The organism is Helicobacter pylori (assembly GCF_006440215.1).
GTDB lineage: Bacteria > Campylobacterota > Campylobacteria > Campylobacterales > Helicobacteraceae > Helicobacter > Helicobacter pylori_CS.
This window is the reverse complement of record NZ_VEZH01000007.1, coordinates 35,903-54,446: the sequence shown is the minus strand read 5'-3', so window position 1 is coordinate 54,446 and position 18,544 is coordinate 35,903. Positions and strand designations below refer to the sequence as shown.

The 18,544-nt window shown below is 39.1% G+C and carries 19 protein-coding genes and 1 pseudogene; 17 read left to right on the top strand and 3 right to left on the bottom strand.

From position 1 onward, the window contains the following. Window positions 1-21 precede the first annotated feature (21 nt). The 4 genes and pseudogenes from ruvA (at window position 22) to FIM44_RS04495 (ending at window position 2,501) form a co-directional block, all read left to right on the top strand. Window positions 22-573 (top strand): Holliday junction branch migration protein RuvA, encoded by a 552-nt coding sequence (gene ruvA, locus FIM44_RS04515; RefSeq protein WP_000635127.1) that lies wholly within the window; start codon window positions 22-24, stop codon window positions 571-573. A 44-nt stretch (window positions 574-617) separates the two neighbouring features. After that, window positions 618-1,316 (top strand): annotated as a pseudogene (locus FIM44_RS04505) (DUF3519 domain-containing protein); the annotation flags it as partial. A gap of 206 nt (window positions 1,317-1,522) precedes the next feature. Beyond that, window positions 1,523-1,798 carry a hypothetical protein gene (locus tag FIM44_RS04500; protein ID WP_140579229.1) on the top strand — a complete coding sequence of 92 codons (276 nt, stop codon included), beginning with the start codon at window positions 1,523-1,525 and terminating at the stop codon, window positions 1,796-1,798. A 577-nt stretch (window positions 1,799-2,375) separates the two neighbouring features. Then, on the top strand, window positions 2,376-2,501 hold the full coding sequence (locus FIM44_RS04495) for a hypothetical protein (protein WP_238699896.1): 126 nt from the start codon (window positions 2,376-2,378) through the stop codon (window positions 2,499-2,501). Window positions 2,502-2,667: 166 nt separating this feature from the next. Here FIM44_RS04495 and FIM44_RS04490 read toward each other — a convergent pair whose 3' ends face one another. Further along, window positions 2,668-3,393: an NYN domain-containing protein gene (locus FIM44_RS04490; protein WP_140579228.1), complete on the bottom strand. Its 726-nt coding sequence runs from the start codon at window positions 3,391-3,393 to the stop codon at window positions 2,668-2,670. 131 nt (window positions 3,394-3,524) lie between these two features. On the opposite strand from FIM44_RS04490, the gene ruvC reads away from it, so the two are divergent. Continuing rightward, window positions 3,525-3,998, top strand: a complete 474-nt coding sequence (gene ruvC / locus FIM44_RS04485) for a crossover junction endodeoxyribonuclease RuvC (protein ID WP_140467392.1) — start codon at window positions 3,525-3,527, stop codon at window positions 3,996-3,998. Here the strand turns inward: ruvC and FIM44_RS04480 are convergent, their stop codons facing one another. Next, window positions 3,999-6,374 (bottom strand): TonB-dependent receptor, encoded by a 2,376-nt coding sequence (locus tag FIM44_RS04480; RefSeq protein WP_140579227.1) that lies wholly within the window; start codon window positions 6,372-6,374, stop codon window positions 3,999-4,001. A gap of 322 nt (window positions 6,375-6,696) precedes the next feature. On the opposite strand from FIM44_RS04480, the gene FIM44_RS04475 reads away from it, so the two are divergent. The 3 genes from FIM44_RS04475 (at window position 6,697) to FIM44_RS04465 (ending at window position 9,540) form a co-directional block, all read left to right on the top strand. Further along, window positions 6,697-8,214 (top strand): catalase, encoded by a 1,518-nt coding sequence (locus FIM44_RS04475; protein ID WP_020982936.1) that lies wholly within the window; start codon window positions 6,697-6,699, stop codon window positions 8,212-8,214. Between the two features lie 150 nt (window positions 8,215-8,364). Further along, complete coding sequence (locus FIM44_RS04470) at window positions 8,365-9,240, top strand: twin-arginine translocation signal domain-containing protein (protein ID WP_140512532.1); 876 nt, start codon at window positions 8,365-8,367, stop codon at window positions 9,238-9,240. An 84-nt stretch (window positions 9,241-9,324) separates the two neighbouring features. Further along, window positions 9,325-9,540: a hypothetical protein gene (locus FIM44_RS04465; protein ID WP_001206519.1), complete on the top strand. Its 216-nt coding sequence runs from the start codon at window positions 9,325-9,327 to the stop codon at window positions 9,538-9,540. A 56-nt stretch (window positions 9,541-9,596) separates the two neighbouring features. Here FIM44_RS04465 and FIM44_RS04460 read toward each other — a convergent pair whose 3' ends face one another. Continuing rightward, the gene (locus tag FIM44_RS04460; protein WP_058338070.1) at window positions 9,597-9,926 is read right to left on the bottom strand and encodes a zinc ribbon domain-containing protein YjdM; all 330 of its coding nucleotides are present in this window, start codon (window positions 9,924-9,926) and stop codon (window positions 9,597-9,599) included. A 318-nt stretch (window positions 9,927-10,244) separates the two neighbouring features. Here FIM44_RS04460 and cdh point away from each other — a divergent pair, with 318 nt between their 5' ends. The 9 genes from cdh to pgbB all read left to right on the top strand — a co-directional run bounded on the left by cdh (window position 10,245) and on the right by pgbB (window position 18,544). Beyond that, window positions 10,245-10,979 (top strand): CDP-diacylglycerol diphosphatase, encoded by a 735-nt coding sequence (gene cdh / locus FIM44_RS04450; RefSeq protein WP_140579226.1) that lies wholly within the window; start codon window positions 10,245-10,247, stop codon window positions 10,977-10,979. A 201-nt stretch (window positions 10,980-11,180) separates the two neighbouring features. Next, window positions 11,181-13,337 (top strand): flagellar hook protein FlgE, encoded by a 2,157-nt coding sequence (flgE, locus tag FIM44_RS04445; protein ID WP_000946402.1) that lies wholly within the window; start codon window positions 11,181-11,183, stop codon window positions 13,335-13,337. A gap of 58 nt (window positions 13,338-13,395) precedes the next feature. Continuing rightward, window positions 13,396-13,749 carry a hydrogenase/urease nickel incorporation protein HypA gene (hypA, locus tag FIM44_RS04440; RefSeq protein ID WP_000545288.1) on the top strand — a complete coding sequence of 118 codons (354 nt, stop codon included), beginning with the start codon at window positions 13,396-13,398 and terminating at the stop codon, window positions 13,747-13,749. A gap of 6 nt (window positions 13,750-13,755) precedes the next feature. Continuing rightward, the gene (mua, locus tag FIM44_RS04435) at window positions 13,756-14,217 is read left to right on the top strand and encodes a nickel-binding protein Mua (RefSeq protein WP_140579225.1); all 462 of its coding nucleotides are present in this window, start codon (window positions 13,756-13,758) and stop codon (window positions 14,215-14,217) included. Further along, window positions 14,217-15,299, top strand: coding sequence for a lipid-A-disaccharide synthase (lpxB, locus tag FIM44_RS04430; protein ID WP_140579224.1), 1,083 nt, complete (start codon window positions 14,217-14,219; stop codon window positions 15,297-15,299). The genes mua and lpxB overlap by 1 nt, the downstream gene beginning before the upstream one ends. Window positions 15,300-15,339: 40 nt before the next feature. Continuing rightward, a complete protein-coding gene (gene greA, locus FIM44_RS04425) occupies window positions 15,340-15,834 on the top strand; it encodes a transcription elongation factor GreA (protein WP_001031321.1) in 495 nt (164 codons plus the stop codon). After that, window positions 15,824-16,261: a dUTP diphosphatase gene (gene dut, locus FIM44_RS04420; RefSeq protein WP_000694164.1), complete on the top strand. Its 438-nt coding sequence runs from the start codon at window positions 15,824-15,826 to the stop codon at window positions 16,259-16,261. The genes greA and dut overlap by 11 nt, the downstream gene beginning before the upstream one ends. Then, window positions 16,258-16,914: a hypothetical protein gene (locus FIM44_RS04415; protein WP_000022994.1), complete on the top strand. Its 657-nt coding sequence runs from the start codon at window positions 16,258-16,260 to the stop codon at window positions 16,912-16,914. The genes dut and FIM44_RS04415 overlap by 4 nt, the downstream gene beginning before the upstream one ends. A gap of 4 nt (window positions 16,915-16,918) precedes the next feature. Continuing rightward, window positions 16,919-18,544: a plasminogen-binding protein PgbB gene (pgbB, locus tag FIM44_RS04410; RefSeq protein WP_140579223.1), complete on the top strand. Its 1,626-nt coding sequence runs from the start codon at window positions 16,919-16,921 to the stop codon at window positions 18,542-18,544.

Below are 18,544 nucleotides of genomic sequence, written 5' to 3'. Positions count from 1 at the left end.
AAGAGATAAAAAGGGATAAAAATGATAGTGGGTTTGATAGGGGTTGTGGAAAAAATCTCCGCTTTAGAAGCGCATATAGAAGTGCAAGGGGTTGTTTATGGGGTGCAAGTTTCTATGCGAACGGCTGCTTTGCTTCAAACGGGCCAAAAAGCGCGTTTGAAAATCTTACAAGTGATCAAAGAAGACGCGCATCTTTTATACGGGTTTTTAGAAGAGAGCGAAAAAATCCTCTTTGAAAGGCTTTTGAAAATCAATGGGGTAGGGGGGCGTATCGCTTTAGCCATTCTTTCAAGCTTTTCGCCGAACGAATTTGAAAACATTATCGCCACTAAAGAAGTCAAAAGACTCCAGCAAGTCCCAGGTATAGGGAAAAAGCTCGCTGATAAGATCATGGTGGATTTGATTGGCTTTTTCATTCAAGATGAAAACAGACCCGCACGCAATGAAGTCTTTTTAGCCCTAGAGAGTTTGGGCTTTAAAAGCACCGAAATCAACCAAGTCTTAAAAACCCTAAAACCCAATCTCAGCATAGAAGCAGCGATTAAAGAAGCCTTACAACAACTGCGCTCTTAAAAAAAGTTTTTTAGTATCCGCTCGCTAAAAACCTAGTAAGAGAATTGAGTGCACAAAACGCTAAATTTTCCAACAACACGCTTAAAATCATTGAAGAGCTTACTAACGGCGTTAAGCAAGCGAGCGAAGAAATCAATAAGGAAGTAAAAGAAAAGGTAACTAAATACGAAAAAGCCTTACAAGAATTACAAAAGATTGATGAAAGCAAACTGACTAAAGAACAGCAACAAGTTTTAAAGGTGTTTAAGGGCGAGCTAGACCAAGCAGAGATTAAAGGCATAGATTTAAACGACCTTTACATTTTAGAACAAGGATCAAGGAATGCAGGAGCTAGAAAAATACTAAGAAAGCATTACGGAGAAGAGAACACAGGCGGACTAACTAACGACGAACTCATTAACATGAGCGAAGTCATTAAAAACGGAAGCGTGTTATTAGAGAGTTTTGAAAGGCTTAAAAACGGCTTTAGATACGCTTACGAGTGGGAGAATAACGGCGTAAAGCTTAGGTTAGTTGTAGATGATTTAAACAATGGAAATAAGATTTTTGATTTTTATAGCAATAGGAATTTTAAAGATTTTAGAGATGCCAGTCTACACTCTGGAAACCACCCCTATGAACCTAATCCTACCCAAAAACCGCTAACAGATCAAGAGGATTTATTAAAAAATACAGAAAATTTAAACGAAACCACACCAAAACCTACCCATTTAAGCCCCTTAGAACAAGCCAACGCCGAAAAACATGAGTTAACGCTAAAAACAATGCAAAAAATGCATAAAACGAAGCATAAAATGAAATTATAAGGATAGTGTAGCCCATAGAAAAACATTAGCAAAATCTCAGAATAGCAATTGAACATCAGTTATGAGCTGAGTGCTAGACATATTTGATAAAGCTAATGTGTTTTGAAACTTTAACATAAAAAATTAAACACAAGGAGTAAGCAATGAAAAGCATTAAAAAGCCTCACCTTGACCATACACAAGCCCTTGCGTCTTATGTGTCAGGGTCTATTGGCACACTCAAAGTGTTTTTAGTATGGGTTAGAAAGTTATTCTCCAACCCATGCCTTGACAATATTAGCGCAAAAATATTAAATAATAGAAATAGTGAATTAGTTTTAAAAACAATGTTCAAGAGTAACGGAGATTATAAGGATAATAACGCTTATAAGAAGTTTTCAAGCACCGGACTCAATGCTAAAGCAAAGGTTCAGCCATAGGTCGAGTTCCCATGGTGGTGCTAAAAAGAACAATTTAAAAAAATTGAATAAGTCAAGGGGTAAAAAATGAATTAATCTTAAAAATGATGCATCAATCAAAGCTTTAATGCAAGACACCAAACCCTCTAAGGGGCAACCATAGGTTGAGTTCCTATAGCGATGTCTGTAAGAATGTTACCATAAAACCCTAGCAAAGTCAAATAACGATCTAAATCTTTCAAGGAGAACGCAAGGAGAATAAATGAAAAACAAAAAACGATGTTAAAGCAGAGATTGACAAGGCGGACATTATCCACTCTTTCATTCCGCAGGCAAGAACGCTTAAAGAAAGCCGATGGAGTGGGCTTGCATTGAAACTATAAAACAAAAACTTTAATAAGTCAAGGATTAAAAAAATGATTAAAAAGCCTCACCCACCCAGTCAAAAAAAGAGAAATCTTTTTCGTTAGGGACTTTTGGCACACATACGGCTAGCTTTAAGTGTTTTTATCAAGTTTATCAAGGTTTAGAGCAGAGATTTTCTAAACCAAGGCTTGAAGATAGTTGGAAAGGTGAGACCTTAAATAATAGGTGGGTTATTACAAGTTATGAAGCAGATAAATCAAGGAATGGGCTAATTGAGTCGCCTTTAGCGCCAAATTACAAAGGGAAAGATACTAATCCCCTAAACCTTGATAACCCTAATCCTACCACAAAAGAATAAGCAAGGCAATAAACTACCCAAGCTTACCTAGTCAGTATGAGAAAAATAAGCCTAAAAACCTCTTTAAAAATTCTGGCTTTGTTCTAATCAAATGCCAATAATTGAGTTTTTAAAAAATGATTTTTTAAACTCTATAAAAATGAAATAACCCTTTTTATGGTTTAGTTTAAGCCCAGTTGGTTTTAGTGAGATTTTCTCTGATGGAAAAAAACTTGTCTTTGACTTCGTTGCTACTCAATTTCCTCACTTTATCCGAATTGTATTTCAAATCCTGGCTAAGAAGAGACAATCTGTTAGACAAATCGGCAATATCCACCCTTAGCCCCTCATCTCTGGCTAATTTGAGCGCGGGGATTAGATCCGTATCTTTTGAAAATATCAAAATCCTATCAGCTATTTTTTTAAAGGCTATTCTTTGAATGTCAAGACCCATGAGCATATCCACCTGTTTTTGTTCTAATAACGCCCTATAACTCCCATCAAACTCCACTCTTATTGCGTTTAACTTAGTCCTCCCTAACCTTAATTCCACTTGATCCAATGAAGCCAGATCGTGTTGGAAATTTTCCACATCGCTATAAATATTCTCCCATTTAGTCGCTTCACTGCTTTGTAAGATCTCTTCAATGTCGCTGCTCGTGAAGATTTTCATTTCTGTTCCCGGATTTTTTTCATTTTGGAGGGTGTCGTTCCTTTTATCCCATAACGCATGTTCAAAATCAAAGGGTGGGGTGGTATAAAAGTAAATACGACTGATCCATTCATCATCCAGTAAAAAAGCCCTGATAGTAACGATCACATCTAAAGCGATATTGTAATTAACGCATTTTGTTTGTTTAATATCGCGCCTGAAATTCTCCCAATCCACTAGTATGATTGTGTTTGCTTTCATTTATTGCTCCCTTATTTATACGCTAAATTTTTTAAAAGTTCTTAATGCAATCTTGTATTTTGCGCTAACAAGAAACATGGATATAATAATAGCGTTTTTTAAACCTTGCGATAAACAAACAGGAATGATTGATGTGTATTTTAGGAATAGATCCGGGCAGTAGGAAATGCGGGTATGCTATCATTTCTCACACTTCTAACAAGCTTTCTTTAATCACGGCCGGGTTCATTAATATCACCACGACACGCTTGCAAGAACAAATCTTAGATTTGATAGAAGCCTTAGATTGCTTATTGGATCGTTACGAAGTCCATGAAGTAGCGATTGAAGATATTTTTTTTGCGTATAACCCTAAAAGCGTGATCAAGCTCGCGCAATTTAGGGGGGCGTTGTCCTTAAAGATTTTAGAAAGAATCGGTAATTTTAGCGAATACACGCCCTTACAAGTCAAAAAAGCCCTAACCGGTAACGGGAAAGCCGCTAAAGAGCAAGTGGCCTTTATGGTCAAACGCTTGCTTAACATCACAAGCGAAATCAAGCCTTTGGATATTAGCGATGCGATAGCCGTTGCTATCACGCATGCGCAACGATTGAAGCCCCACTAACTACCATTTGTAAGCCACTTCAAAGCGCGCGTTAAAACCAGGCTCGGCGATCGCTCTTTTAATAGCGTCCGTGCCTGGCATGTCTGGGCTCATGATATAGGGGCTTGTTTGATCCACATAGAATTTGTTGAAAACATTATTAAACACAGCAGAAAGCAACAAACCTTTCCAGCGGCTTTTGGTTTTAGGGCTCCAATTGATATAAAAATTACTCACGCCATAGCCCGGTTTATGCATATGCACTAACCCCAATTGGGATCCGCATTTGGCTAAATCGGTAGTGGTTTTGGGTTTTTCAGCCGTCCCGTAATCAGGCAAGTAAATATCAAACCCGCAATAATCTAAACCGGTAACAAAACGGCTAAGCCATGCAAGATTGATCCCTGTTTTGGGGATGGTGTAATCCAATTTGATGATGAAAACATTACCGGTGCTTGCGGCAAGCTCATAGCTGTCTGCCATTAAATACCCCCTAGTGGTGGGCCAGGTGCGCGAGACCCCTACATTCAAACTCACGCCCTTGTATCTGAAAGTCCCGCCCACTTCATAGCCATAAATCCTAATCGCTTGACTCAAATTGGTTACAATCAAATTTTGCGCGTATTGTGAGATGAAATTATCCAAAGCTTGATAAAACGCCGCAGCCCTCCCGCTAAAATACTGGCTTGAATAGTCAATATTAAATTCAGCGTTAGAGCCCACTTCAGGCTTGATATTTTTAGCGTATCGCAAATCGTTTTGACGCATGTACACGCCATCTCCTGGCATAACCCCCCTTGTAACTTGAGAATAAGTGATTTTTAGAGATAAAGGCTCAATGGGGCTGATCACAAGGGCCGCACTAGGGCTAAAGCCTTGAGTGTAGCGGTGGTTCCAATCTTTATCATAAAGCGTGTAGGCGTCCCACCTTACCCCGGCTCCAAAAGTGATGATTTTATGAGGCGAGTAATTCGCTTGCACATAGCCTCCATAAATATTCCCATTGGCTTTCCCTCTTTGGCATAGCGTAGGGTCATTGGGGTTATTATCCACAAGACTGCAAGCGATTTGTTTTTGCCCTTTATCATCAGTATAAACTTGATTAGGTCTGTATAATTCTGATTTAGGGATGCGAGCGTCAAAAACGCTTAAATTTTGGTAGTTGAATCCGTATTCAAAAAGGCTGTCTGTGGCTTCATCAATCACATGCGCGACTTTAAGGTTTAAGCCGGTGTTGTTTAAAAACAGATTTCTAGGTTGTGAGCTTGGTTTATCCACATCAGAAAAGCTTGGGGTGCAATACCCACCTTCAACGCATGGGTAATTTTCTTTTTCCCATGCGCTCGCTAAAGAAGTGGGGAATTTAGCATAAACGCCATTAGGATCAAATAGGGGATCAAACTGAGCGTTCCTGATGCTTGTATAAAGGGTAAAATCCAATCGTGGATCGCCAAAAGAATTTCCCGCTTCCCTTTTGTATTGTAAGGAAAGATTGTTAGCGCTATTAATAGAGTGATACATATATCTTGTGAAACTATCTAACACATTAGGACACCCTTGAGCGCCGTCAGGGCTAAAGGGGGCTTCACAAGGATAGGCTAACCCTATAGCGTTACTCCTTAAAGGGCGTGTAGCGTTATCTCGTGTCATGTTCCAGCTGAAAGTGAGCGTGTCTCTGTCGCTCAAATAACCATTCATTTTAACTAAAGCGTTGTTTTGTTCGCTGGGAGTTCCTGGCTCTTTATCGGCTTGTGTGGGATGGAATAGGTTTTTCATCGCTGTAGCACCGCTTCTGTAATAGAAGATATTTTGGTGCGTGTAGTAAGCGATAATATCAAAATGCGCGTTTTGATAAGCCGATCTAAAAGTCTCTCGATCGCCAAAATTGGTATAAAAACTCACCGCCCCACTCGCTGCATAACTTTTCCCCCTAGGGATAAAATCAGCCGCTCCTTTAGTCTCCATTTTAATCACTCCTGCAATCGCTCCTGGCCCTGCGCTCGCATTCGCCGCACCTTTGGTAACTTCCACGCTTTTGAGCATGCCAGGGTCAATCACGGTGTTTCCTTGGTGGTGGTAGATATTGCCATTTTGCGCAGCCCCATCCACCGTAACCCTTAAAAGCCTGTCTTCAATGCCTCTCACATAGATTTTCTGCCCCATCACGCTCCCTCCGCCCACATTCACATCAGGGTTAGTCCTAAACAAGTCCTTGACTTCATTGCTTTGGCGTTGATCCAATTCTTTAGAAGTTACTTTAAACTCATTGTTGTAAGTGAAAATCCTTTTAGCTTGGGTGGTAACCTTATTTAAAGTGCGCTCCTCGCTATAGCAAGTCTCAGCGAGTAGGGGGAAACATAAAGCGTATCTAAGCTTTGGGTATGATCTTAAAAACATCCAACAACTCTCCTTAATCTAAAAATTCAAAAAATAAAAATCAAAAAAAAAAAAAACAAAATCTGTCAATGCATTGAGATAGAATAGTATGATAATTATTATTAAAACCAGATTAAAAATAAAATTTTGTTTTTAATCTTTCTTAATTTTCATTAATTGTTACAAATAGAAATACTTAAGGGGTTTTTTAATTCTTAAAAAAAGGATTTTTTAAAAAAATTGAATCTTGTTAGTCTTTGTATAACAAATTATGTGATAATCACCACAAGTAATCGGCTTGGTGTCAGATTACGAAGTTTTAAAACCAAATAAAGGAAAGAATATGGTTAATAAAGATGTGAAACAAACCACTGCTTTTGGCGCTCCCGTTTGGGATGACAACAATGTGATTACGGCTGGCCCTAGAGGTCCTGTTTTATTACAAAGCACTTGGTTTTTGGAAAAGTTAGCGGCGTTTGACAGAGAGAGGATTCCTGAAAGGGTAGTGCATGCTAAAGGAAGCGGAGCTTATGGCACTTTCACTGTGACTAAAGACATCACTAAATACACTAAAGCGAAAATCTTCTCTAAAGTGGGCAAAAAAACAGAATGCTTTTTCAGATTTTCTACTGTGGCTGGTGAAAGAGGCAGTGCGGATGCGGTGAGAGACCCTAGAGGTTTTGCGATGAAGTATTACACTGAAGAAGGTAACTGGGATTTAGTAGGGAACAACACGCCTGTTTTCTTTATCCGTGATGCGATCAAATTCCCTGATTTCATCCACACTCAAAAACGAGATCCTCAAACCAATTTGCCTAACCACGACATGGTATGGGATTTTTGGAGTAATGTTCCTGAAAGCTTATACCAAGTCACATGGGTTATGAGCGATAGAGGGATCCCTAAATCTTTCCGCCACATGGATGGTTTTGGCAGCCACACTTTCAGTCTCATCAACGCTAAAGGCGAACGCTTTTGGGTGAAATTCCACTTTCACACCATGCAAGGCGTTAAGCACTTGACTAACGAAGAAGCCGCAGAAATCAGAAAGCATGATCCCGATTCCAATCAAAGGGATTTATTCGATGCGATCGCTAGAGGGGATTTCCCAAAATGGAAATTGAGCATTCAAGTGATGCCAGAAGAGGATGCTAAGAAGTATCGATTCCATCCGTTTGATGTAACTAAAATTTGGTATCTCCAAGATTATCCGTTGATGGAAGTGGGCATTGTAGAGTTGAATAAAAATCCTGAAAACTATTTCGCAGAAGTGGAGCAAGCGGCATTCACTCCAGCTAATGTCGTTCCTGGAATTGGCTATAGCCCTGATAGGATGTTACAAGGGCGCTTGTTCTCTTATGGGGACACACACCGCTACCGCTTAGGGGTTAATTATCCTCAAATACCGGTTAATAAACCAAGATGCCCATTCCACTCTTCTAGCAGAGATGGTTACATGCAAAACGGGTATTACGGCTCTTTACAAAACTATACGCCTAGCTCATTGCCAGGTTATAAAGAAGATAAGAGCGCGAGAGATCCTAAGTTCAACTTAGCTCATATTGAGAAAGAGTTTGAAGTGTGGAATTGGGATTACAGAGCTGATGATAGCGATTACTACACCCAACCAGGTGATTACTACCGCTCATTGCCAGCTGATGAAAAAGAAAGGTTGCATGACACTATTGGAGAGTCTTTAGCTCATGTTACCCATAAGGAAATTGTGGATAAACAATTGGAGCATTTCAAGAAAGCTGATCCCAAATACGCTGAGGGAGTTAAAAAAGCTCTTGAAAAACACCAAAAAATGATGAAAGACATGCATGGAAAAGACATGCACCACATGAAAAAGAAAAAGTAACCCTTTTCTTTAAGCGTTCTTATTTTTTAGGAACGCTTTGTCTTTCAAAATTTAGGTTTTTGGATACTTATCAATCCTTTAGGGTTGGTGGTGTGTCCTATTTTTTCATTCATTCAACGAATTTAAAAATTACAATAAAGAGTTATAGTTATGAAACGAAGGGATTTTATTAAAACGACTGCTTTAGGTGCTACAGGTGCTGTTTTAGGAGCACAGATTTTGCAGGCAGAAGAAAGCAAAGGGAGTGTTGCAAAATATAAAATAGAAGCTCAATACAGCATTGATTTTGATTCTGCAGAACACACTTCACTTTTCATTCCCATGCCGAGTGTTGTAGCGAGCAATGTGCATTTACAAGGCAATCATGCCAGTTATAAAAGCATGCTCAATTTTGGAGTGCCTTATTTGCAAGTGGATTTTTTAAAAAGCACTCAAAAAAAGCAAGTCCATTTGTCTTATGAGATCGCTAGCTATCAATTGAATGAGCGTTTGTTTGAAACGAGCGATTTTGTAGCAATGGGGCGTTATGAAAGAGACGATGCGAGCGTGGCTAACATTGCCAACCAGCTCAAGGGAACAACCCCTAAAGAAAGCGTTCGTAATTTTTATGCGTTTATCAAGCATGAGATGCCTAAGAGACAGAAGGCTTTAGAGGGTAAAGAAAATTTATCCAAGCGTGAGAGTTTGCCTTGGTTTGCAACCATTTCAAAAGAGAGCATGTTTGTGTCCTTATGCCATGCGTGTGGGATTAAAAGCGCTGAAGTGCAAGGCTTGAAATTGGCTCAAAACAGCGTGGTGAAAAACGCTTCTAGGGTAGAAGTGTATTTGAAAGATTCATTTCTAGCGTTTGATTTTCAAAATAATCACAAGGAAGTTTTTATCCCGTTGAATCGTCATAAAGACATGCAGTTAGATTCTGCCTTATTGGCGACTTTTGGCGATGCCTTTGCCCTTGTAGATGGTAGGGATTTAGGCAATTACGAGAGCAAACTTTTTGAAAAAAGAGTGTCCTATACGATTGTCTAAAGACATGAAATTTAGGAATATTCCTTGATAGTAAGCTTTCCTTTTTAAGGAGAGTTTGCAAAAAGGGTTTAAAGGATTGTCTTTATGCGAGAATTTTTTAAGAAACTTGGCACAGAATACGCTTCTAAGCTGTTTTTGGTTTATTGGCTTAGATGGATGTTGAGCGCGTTGGTGATGCTGCCTTTTATGGAGATTTTCTATTATTTCAATTTCCCGTTGTGGCTCAATCTTTTCTTGGGGCAAACCATTGGAGCACTCATTTTTTTCAAACTGGATAAGTTGATTTTTTCTAAAAAATGATTTTACAAGCTTAAAAAGCCACTAAGCTTTTCTCACTCTTAAGCTTTTGTATTTTCCTAAGCTTTTTTGAGGAATTCAGATTTTAAAGACAAACTCTGCCCTTCTATTTTACAATCCACATTGTGATCGCCATTGACAAGCTTGATATTTTTGATTTTGGTGCCTTTTTTAAGCACTAAAGATGAACCTTTAACCTTTAAATCCTTAATGAGAATGACCGAGTCCCCATTTTGTAAAAGATTATTGTGGCAATCTTTAACGATCAATTCTTCATCATTAGCTTCATTTTCATTCCATTCATGCAAACAGCTAGAGCAAACCAATTGCACGCCATCATGGTAGGTGTAGGCGTCGTTGCATTTAGGGCATGGGGGTAAATCTTGCATGATAGTTGTCCTTATTGTGGTATCAGTATAATGATATTACCTAAATCAAGGTTATAAAACGCTTTATTGTGATAAGTATCAATCCCATAAAATCGCATGACGAAAAATTATCACCTGCTTAACGCAAGTTATTTAATATTTTAAAAAATTCTTTTAGCATTTTTAATGCCATTAATTTAAGTTTTTTAGGTTACTAAAAGTTACTAATAAGTTAAAATTCGTTAAAATAATCATAATAATTAAAGCTTTTAACCACTATTGTAGAAAAATAACAAGAGAGTTTGTAAAAACTCTCATTAAAAACAAGGAGCAAAAAAGATGAAAAAAGCGGGCTTTCTTTTTTTAGCGATGATAACTATCTTTGTTATGAGTTTAAACGCTAAAGATCCGAATGTGTTGCGTAAGATTGTTTTTGAGAAATGTTTGCCTAATTATGAGAAAAATCAGAATCCTTCGCCATGCATAGAAGTCAAACCCAATGCCGGCTATGTGGTTTTAAAAGATATTAACGGCCCGTTGCAGTATTTGTTGATGCCAACAACTCACATTAGCGGTATTGAAAGCCCTTTGTTGCTTGATCCTTCTACGCCTAACTTTTTTTATTTATCCTGGCAAGCGCGGGATTTTATGAGTAAAAAATACGGCAAACCCATTCCTGATAGCGCGATCTCTTTGACGATTAACTCTCATAAGGGGCGATCGCAAAACCATTTCCATATCCATATCTCTTGCATTAGCCTTGAAGCGCGCAAACAGCTAGACAATAATCTAAAAAAAATCAACAGCCGTTGGTCGCCATTATCAGGCGGCTTGAGTGGGCATAAATATCTGGCGCGTCGGGTAACAGAAAGCGAATTGGCGCAAAAAAGCCCCTTTATCATGCTTGCTGAAGAAGTGCCTAACGCGCGCAAACGCATGGGAGACTATGGCTTGGCGGTGGTGCAACAAAGCGATAACTCCTTTGTCTTGTTAGCGACACGATTTAACCCATTGACTTCCAATCGCGCTTCAGCCGAAGAGATTCAAGATCATGAATGCGCGATTTTGCGTTAAGGTAGATTCTTAAATTTGAGCGACAACCTTTAAAAAGCGTTATGGGGGTAGTGTTACAAAACCCCCTATCCCTTATGAATTTGACTGATCTTTTTGATTAACAAAAATTAAAATCTGCAATCAATCATTCTAAAAAGCTATTTAGGAACAACTTTTGCTTTATTTTGCATAGATTGAATTTCTTTAAATTAAAGGATAACCATGCTTAGGTCTTTATGGTCTGGTGTCAATGGGATGCAAGCCCACCAAATCGCTTTGGATATTGAGAGTAATAATATTGCGAATGTGAATACCACTGGGTTTAAATATTCTAGGGCTTCTTTTGTGGATATGCTCTCTCAAGTCAAACTCATCGCTACCGCGCCCTATAAAAACGGGTTGGCAGGGCAGAATGACTTTTCTGTGGGGCTTGGGGTAGGCGTGGATGCGACGACTAAAATCTTTTCACAAGGCAATATCCAAAACACAGATGTCAAAACCGATCTAGCGATTCAAGGCGATGGCTTTTTTATCATTAGCCCTGATAGGGGGATCACGCGCAATTTCACTAGAGACGGGGAGTTCCTTTTTGACTCGCAAGGGAGTTTGGTTACCACCGGTGGGCTTGTGGTGCAAGGGTGGGTGAGAAATGGGAGCGATACCGGCAATAAAGGGAGCGATACAGACGCTTTAAAAGTGGATAACACCGGCCCTTTAGAAAACATTAGAATTGATCCAGGAATGGTGATGCCAGCCAGAGCGAGCAACCGTATTTCTATGAGGGCGAATTTAAACGCTGGAAGGCATGCCGATCAAACAGCGGCGATATTTGCTTTGGATTCTTCAGCTAAAACCCCTTCAGATGGCATTAATCCGGTGTATGATTCAGGCACGAATCTTGCTCAAGTCGCCGAAGACATGGGATCTTTATACAATGAAGATGGCGACGCTCTTTTGTTGAATGAAAATCAAGGGATTTGGGTGAGCTATAAGAGTGCGAAAATGGTCAAAGACATCCTCCCTTCTGCAGAAAACAGCACGCTTGAGTTGAATGGGGTTAAGATTTCTTTCACGAACGATTCAGCGGTGAGCAGGACTTCAAGCTTAGTAGCGGCGAAAAATGCGATCAATGCGGTCAAAAGCCAAACGGGCATTGAAGCTTATTTGGACGGCAAGCAATTGCGTTTGGAAAACACCAATGAATTAGACGGCGATGAAAAGCTTAAAAATATTGTGGTTACTCAAGCTGGGACCGGAGCGTTCGCTAACTTTTTAGACGGCGATAAAGATGTAACGGCTTTCAAATATAGTTATACGCATTCTATCAGCCCTAATGCGGATATTGGGCAGTTTAGGACCACTGAAGACTTGCGCGCCTTAATCCAGCATGACGCTAATATCGTTAAAGATCCTAGCCTAGCGGACAATTACCAGGACTCAGCCGCTTCTATAGGGGTTACAATCAACCAATACGGCATGTTTGAAATCAATAATAAAGACAATAAAAATGTCATTAAAGAAAATCTCAATATCTTTGTGAGCGGGTATTCTTCAGACAGCGTAACGAACAATGTTTTGTTTAAAAACGCGATGAAAGGGCTTAACACCGCTTCTTTGATTGAAGGGGGAGCGTCAGCGAGCAGTTCTAAATTCACCCACGCTACGCATGCGACAAGCATTGATGTGATAGACAGCTTAGGCACTAAACACGCCATGCGCATTGAGTTTTATAGGAGTGGGGGAGCGGAATGGAATTTTAGAGTGATCGTGCCTGAGCCTGGGGAATTAGTAGGGGGGTCAGCGGCTAGGCCTAATGTGTTTGAGGGAGGCCGTTTGCACTTCAATAACGACGGATCGCTTGCAGGCATGAACCCGCCTCTTTTGCAATTTGATCCTAAAAATGGCGCTGATGCCCCCCAACGCATCAATTTGGCCTTTGGTTCCTCAGGGAGTTTTGATGGGCTAACGAGCGTGGATAAGATTTCTGAAACTTATGCGATTGAGCAAAACGGCTATCAAGCGGGCGATTTGATGGATGTCCGCTTTGATTCAGACGGGGTGCTTTTAGGAGCGTTCAGTAATGGCAGGACTTTAGCGCTCGCTCAAGTGGCTTTAGCGAATTTCGCTAACGATGCGGGCTTACAGGCTTTAGGCGGGAATGTCTTTTCTCAAACCGGAAACTCAGGGCAAGCCTTAATCGGCGCGGCTAATACGGGGCGTAGGGGTTCGATTTCAGGATCTAAACTAGAGTCTAGTAATGTGGATTTGAGCCGGAGCTTAACGAATTTGATTGTGGTTCAAAGGGGGTTTCAAGCGAACTCTAAAGCGGTAACCACATCCGATCAAATCCTTAACACCCTATTGAATCTTAAGCAATAAACTGAAAGATTACTCTAATACAATATAATAGGGGCTAATTTAAAGATTAAGGTTTAGCATGCATGAATACTCGGTCGTTTCTTCTTTAATCGCTCTTTGCGAAGAGCATGCGAAGAAAAATCAAGCCCATAAGATTGAAAGAGTTGTGGTCGGTATTGGTGAAAGAAGCGCTATGGATAAGAGCTTGTTTGTGAGCGCGTTTGAGACTTTTAGAGAAGAATCTTTGGTGTGTAAAGACGCTGTTTTAGACATTGTAGATGAAAAGGTTGAATTAGAATGCAAGGATTGTTCGCATGTTTTTAAGCCTAACGCGCTAGATTATGGGGTGTGTGAGAAATGCCACAGCAAGAATGTCGTTATCACTCAAGGCAATGAAATGCGTTTGTTGTCTTTGGAAATGTTAGCGGAATAAAAACCGATGCAAGAAGAATTGAACGCTTACCAGCAAGAAATTAAAGACACTAGAGAAGTTTTAAAAAAAATCCGTTTGGAATTGAAGCAAGTCCAAGAAATCTTGCGTAAGAAAAAGAGCGCCTTAAAAGGTTTGAAGCAAGAAATCTATCAAAAAAAATTAGAAAAAGAAAACTCCCGCTTAAACAAAGAAACACAAAATACACAAGAGGATGTGATTTTCCCTAAAGCCCTTGAAGAAGTGGGGATTTACACTGATGATAATCAGGTTATAATGGCAAAACCCAGCAAGCACGTGTTTGATGAAGGGCTTTATTTGCAATACCGCAGTGTTTTGCGCGAAAACAGGCTTTTAAAAAACCATCTCTCTAAAAAAGATTTTGAAAATTCGTTACTCAAAATTGAATTAAGGGATTTGCATAAAGAAATCAAGCTCTATCAAGTCCAAAACCTTTTGAAAGACAAATAATGCCCACGATTTTAGTGAGCGCTTTAGAAGCGAGCTCTAATGCGCATTTAGAGGAATTACGCCGCAATTTGCCTAAAGATTATCGTTTTATTGGTGTGTTTGAAAGCAAAGAAGCGCTCTATAGCCCTAGGGAATTTTCCATCATGGGTTTTAGAGATGTGATAGGCCGTTTAGGGTTTTTACTCAAAGCCCATAAAGAAATGGTCCAATTAGCCAAACAAGCGGATATGGTGCTTTTAATGGATTCTTCTTCTTTCAATATCCCCCTAGCCAAAAAAATCAAAAAACAAGATCCGCATAAAAAAATCATGTATTATATTTTACCGCAAGTTTGGGCATGGAAAAAATGGCGCGCTAAAAGCCTTGAAAAATACTGCGATTTTTTGGGAGCGATTTTGCCTTTTGAAGTGGGCTATTACCAAAAAAAAGCCCAATATGTAGGACACCCTTTATTAGATGAAATTAAATATTATAAAAAAGATATTAAGGGCGAAACTCTAGTGTTCATGCCAGGAAGCCGAAAAAGTGAAATCGCTAAAATATTCCCCTTGTTTGTCAAAGTGGCTCAAATTTTAGAACAAAACGAAGGGTTTAAAAGGCGTGTGTTGGTCGTGCCGAGTTTCTTTAGGGGGTTGGATTTGAAAGCTCTTTATGGAGAAGACATTAAATTATTTGAAATTTCTTATGATGCACATAAGAGTTTGTTTGAAGCGGAATTTGCATTCATTTGCAGCGGCACAGCGACTTTAGAAGCCGCTCTGATTGGCACGCCTTTTGTGTTAGTGTATAGGGCTAAAACGATGGATTTTTTGATCGCTAGAATGCTTGTCAATTTGCATTATATAGGTTTAGCGAACATCTTTTATAACGCCTTAAACAATGAAACTCCAGGGCTTGGGGAGAGCCAATTACACCCAGAATTGATCCAGCATTTTTTGAGCGTAGAGGGCTTGTTAAAAGCGTATGAAGAAATGGATAGAGAGCGCTATTTTAAAGAAAGTTTGAGATTAAGGGAATATTTAGCCAGTGGGAGCGCGAGAAAAATCGCTAATGAAATGGCTTTTTTGCTGAATTTAGCTTAATTTTTACTATAATCTCTACTGAATAAGCTTAGGAGATTAAATGAATAAAGAACCTATGAGTATGCATGGATACAATAAAATTTGCGCGGAATTGAAGCAATTAAAAGAGGTGGAACGGCCTAATATTGTGAAAGAAATTGATATTGCTAGAGGGCATGGGGACTTGAAAGAAAACGCTGAATACCATGCCGCTAAAGAAAAACAACGCTTCATTGAAGCGAGAATCGTGGATTTAAGCGAAATTATCGCTAACGCTCAAGTGATTGACCCGAGCGCTTTAGCCCATAATAAAGTGAGTTTTGGCAGCACGATTAAAATCCTTAATTTGGATAACGATAAAGAGTTTTCTTATACGATAGTAGGGAGCGTGGAGAGCGATCCGGCTAAAGGGTTAATCTCTTTTGGTTCGCCGATTGCTAAAAGTTTGATAGGTAAGAGCAAGGGCGATGCGGTGAGTATTCAATTGCCTAATGGCGAGAGCGATTTTGAAATTTTAGACATTTATTATAAAGAGATTTGTTTTGATGAAAATTAAAATCCAAAAAATCCACCCAAACGCCCTTATCCCTAAATACCAAACCGAGGGTTCTTCAGGCTTTGATTTGCATGCTGTAGAAGAAGTAATGATCAAATCTCATAGCGTGGGGTTGGTGAAAATAGGGATTTGTTTGTCTTTAGAAGTGGGGTATGAATTGCAAGTGCGCACCCGTAGCGGTTTAGCTTTGAATCATCAGGTGATGGTGTTAAATTCTCCTGGCACGGTGGATAATGATTATAGGGGCGAGATTAAGGTCATTTTAGCGAATTTGAGCGATAAAGATTTTAAAGTTCAAGTAGGGGATAGGATCGCTCAAGGGGTGGTTCAAAAAACTTATAAAGCCGAATTTATAGAATGCGAACAATTAGATGAAACTTCAAGGGGTAGCGGGGGCTTTGGCAGCACAGGAGTGAGTAAGGCATGAGTATTAAGGAAAATTTAGAGCAAGTTAAAAACGAATTTAAAAGCGATGAAAAGCTTTTAGAAGGGGCGTTTAGATTAGAAAAGTTTTTCAAACGCTACAAGTGGGTGTTGTTGTTTATCGTGGTGGCTTTTATCGCTTATTTAGGGGATACAAAATTGCAAGATTATAAGCATGAGCAAACTAGAGAGCGAATCACTCAAATTTATAATGAAGTGCTAGAGAGTCCTAATAATATAGCTTTGCAAAAAAGATTGAAAGAAGTTGCCCCAGAGTTGTATGACTTGTATCAGTTCGCCAGAGCGAGTGAGAGAAACGATGCAAACGAGTTTAAAAGGCTTTCACAATCTTCTAATGGAATCGTTAAAACATTTGCCAAATATTCTTACGCATCGCTCTCTAGAGATAAAAACTTGCTTGAAAAAAGCCCCATTCTCAAAGAAATGAGCGCTTTACAAGAAGTGAATTTGTTGTATGAAGAAAATTCTAAAGACGCAATTAAAAAAGCGCATCAAAGTTTATCAACTATCCCTCTAAGTTCTTCACTCTATGCTATAATCTCTGTTTTAAAACATTATGGAATGTTAGAAGATATTCAACAAAACCCTTCCAAACCAACTAATCTAAAAAAAGAAACCATTCAAGGAACGCATTGATTTGATGAACAAACCATTTTTAATCTTACTCATAGCCCTAATTGTCTTTAGCGGCTGTAACATGAAAAAATACTTCAAACCCGCTAAACACCAAATTAAAGGCGAAGCGTATTTCCCTAACCATTTGCAAGAAAGCATCGTTTCGTCTAATCGTTATGGAGCCATTTTGAAAAATGGAGCGGTTATAGGCGATAAAGGTTTAACGCAGTTAAGAATCGGTAAGAATTTCAATTATGAAAGCAGTTTTTTAAATGAGAGTCAGGGGTTTTTCATCCTTGCACAAGATTGTTTGAACAAAATTGATAAAAAAACAAGCAAAAGCAAGGCGGCTAAGACTGAAGAAACGGAATTAAAATTAAAGGGCGTTGAAGCAGAAGTTCAAGATAAAGTCTGTCATCAAGTGGAATTGATTAGCAATAACCCTAACGCCCGCCAGAAATCCATCATTATTCCTTTGGAAACTTTTGCCTTGAGTGCGAGCGTTAAAGGGAATCTTTTAGCGGTGGTGTTAGCGGACAATTCAGCGAATTTATACGACATCACTTCTCAAAAATTGCTTTTTAGTGAGAAAGGTTCCCCAAGCACCACGATCAATTCTTTAATGGCGATGCCTATTTTTATGGATACGGTCGTGGTATTCCCCATGCTAGATGGGCGCTTGTTGGTCGTGGATTATGTGCATGGAACCCCTACGCCTATTAGAAACATTGTTATCAGCAGCGATAAGTTTTTTAACAATATCACTTACCTTATCGTAGATGGCAATAACATGATCGCTTCTACAGGGAAAAGAATACTCTCAGTAGTGAGCGGTCAAGAGTTCAACTATGATGGGGATATTGTGGATTTGCTTTATGATAAGGGGACTTTATACGTGCTCACGCTAGACGGGCAGATTTTGCAAATGGATAAGAGTTTGAGGGAATTAAACAGCGTGAAACTGCCCTTTGCTTCGCTCAATACGATTGTATTGAATCATAATAAATTGTATTCTTTAGAAAAACGAGGGTATGTGATAGAGGTGGATTTGAATGATTTTAATTCGTATAATGTCTATAAAACGCCAACTATAGGCAGTTTTAAGTTTTTTTCATCTAATCGTTTGGATAAAGGGGTGTTTTATGATAAAAATCGGGTGTATTATGATCGCTACTATTTAGATTATAATAATTTTAAACCCAAGCTTTATCCCGTTGTGGAAAAACCTGCATCTAAAAAATCTCAAAAAGACGAAAAAGGGAACGCTCCTATTTATTTGCAAGAAAGGCATAAAGTTAAAGAAAAGCCTTTAGAAGAAAACAAAGTTAAGCCAAGAAATAGCGGGTTTGAAGAGAATGAAGTTAAAGCCAATCAACGCGGTATGGAGCCTATTAACAATCAAAATAACGCTATCCAACAAGGCGTAAAAGAAAATCAAGAAAATAAAAACGCTCCTGTTTCAAAAGAGGATAATGCTTTTAAAGAAGCGCCAAAACTCAGCCCTAAAGAAGAAAAACGCCGCTTGAAAGAAGAAAAGAAAAAAGCCAAAGCCGAACAAAGGGCGAGAGAATTTGAACAAAGAGCGAAAGAGCAACAAGAAAGAGATGAAAAAGAGCTTGAAGAAAGAAAAAAAGCTTTAAAAGCGAAGTAA

What these genes read in the sequence shown, in the direction of transcription:
- ruvA (WP_000635127.1), top strand. Translation starts at nt 22, where the DNA reads ATGATAGTGGGTTTGATAGGGGTTGTGGAAAAAATCTCCGCTTTAGAA.
- FIM44_RS04500 (WP_140579229.1), top strand. Translation starts at nt 1,523, where the DNA reads ATGAAAAGCATTAAAAAGCCTCACCTTGACCATACACAAGCCCTTGCG.
- FIM44_RS04490 (WP_140579228.1), bottom strand. Translation starts at nt 3,393, where the DNA reads ATGAAAGCAAACACAATCATACTAGTGGATTGGGAGAATTTCAGGCGC.
- ruvC (WP_140467392.1), top strand. Translation starts at nt 3,525, where the DNA reads ATGTGTATTTTAGGAATAGATCCGGGCAGTAGGAAATGCGGGTATGCT.
- FIM44_RS04480 (WP_140579227.1), bottom strand. Translation starts at nt 6,374, where the DNA reads ATGTTTTTAAGATCATACCCAAAGCTTAGATACGCTTTATGTTTCCCC.
- FIM44_RS04475 (WP_020982936.1), top strand. Translation starts at nt 6,697, where the DNA reads ATGGTTAATAAAGATGTGAAACAAACCACTGCTTTTGGCGCTCCCGTT.
- FIM44_RS04470 (WP_140512532.1), top strand. Translation starts at nt 8,365, where the DNA reads ATGAAACGAAGGGATTTTATTAAAACGACTGCTTTAGGTGCTACAGGT.
- FIM44_RS04465 (WP_001206519.1), top strand. Translation starts at nt 9,325, where the DNA reads ATGCGAGAATTTTTTAAGAAACTTGGCACAGAATACGCTTCTAAGCTG.
- FIM44_RS04460 (WP_058338070.1), bottom strand. Translation starts at nt 9,926, where the DNA reads ATGCAAGATTTACCCCCATGCCCTAAATGCAACGACGCCTACACCTAC.
- cdh (WP_140579226.1), top strand. Translation starts at nt 10,245, where the DNA reads ATGAAAAAAGCGGGCTTTCTTTTTTTAGCGATGATAACTATCTTTGTT.
- flgE (WP_000946402.1), top strand. Translation starts at nt 11,181, where the DNA reads ATGCTTAGGTCTTTATGGTCTGGTGTCAATGGGATGCAAGCCCACCAA.
- hypA (WP_000545288.1), top strand. Translation starts at nt 13,396, where the DNA reads ATGCATGAATACTCGGTCGTTTCTTCTTTAATCGCTCTTTGCGAAGAG.
- mua (WP_140579225.1), top strand. Translation starts at nt 13,756, where the DNA reads ATGCAAGAAGAATTGAACGCTTACCAGCAAGAAATTAAAGACACTAGA.
- lpxB (WP_140579224.1), top strand. Translation starts at nt 14,217, where the DNA reads ATGCCCACGATTTTAGTGAGCGCTTTAGAAGCGAGCTCTAATGCGCAT.
- greA (WP_001031321.1), top strand. Translation starts at nt 15,340, where the DNA reads ATGAATAAAGAACCTATGAGTATGCATGGATACAATAAAATTTGCGCG.
- dut (WP_000694164.1), top strand. Translation starts at nt 15,824, where the DNA reads ATGAAAATTAAAATCCAAAAAATCCACCCAAACGCCCTTATCCCTAAA.
- FIM44_RS04415 (WP_000022994.1), top strand. Translation starts at nt 16,258, where the DNA reads ATGAGTATTAAGGAAAATTTAGAGCAAGTTAAAAACGAATTTAAAAGC.
- pgbB (WP_140579223.1), top strand. Translation starts at nt 16,919, where the DNA reads ATGAACAAACCATTTTTAATCTTACTCATAGCCCTAATTGTCTTTAGC.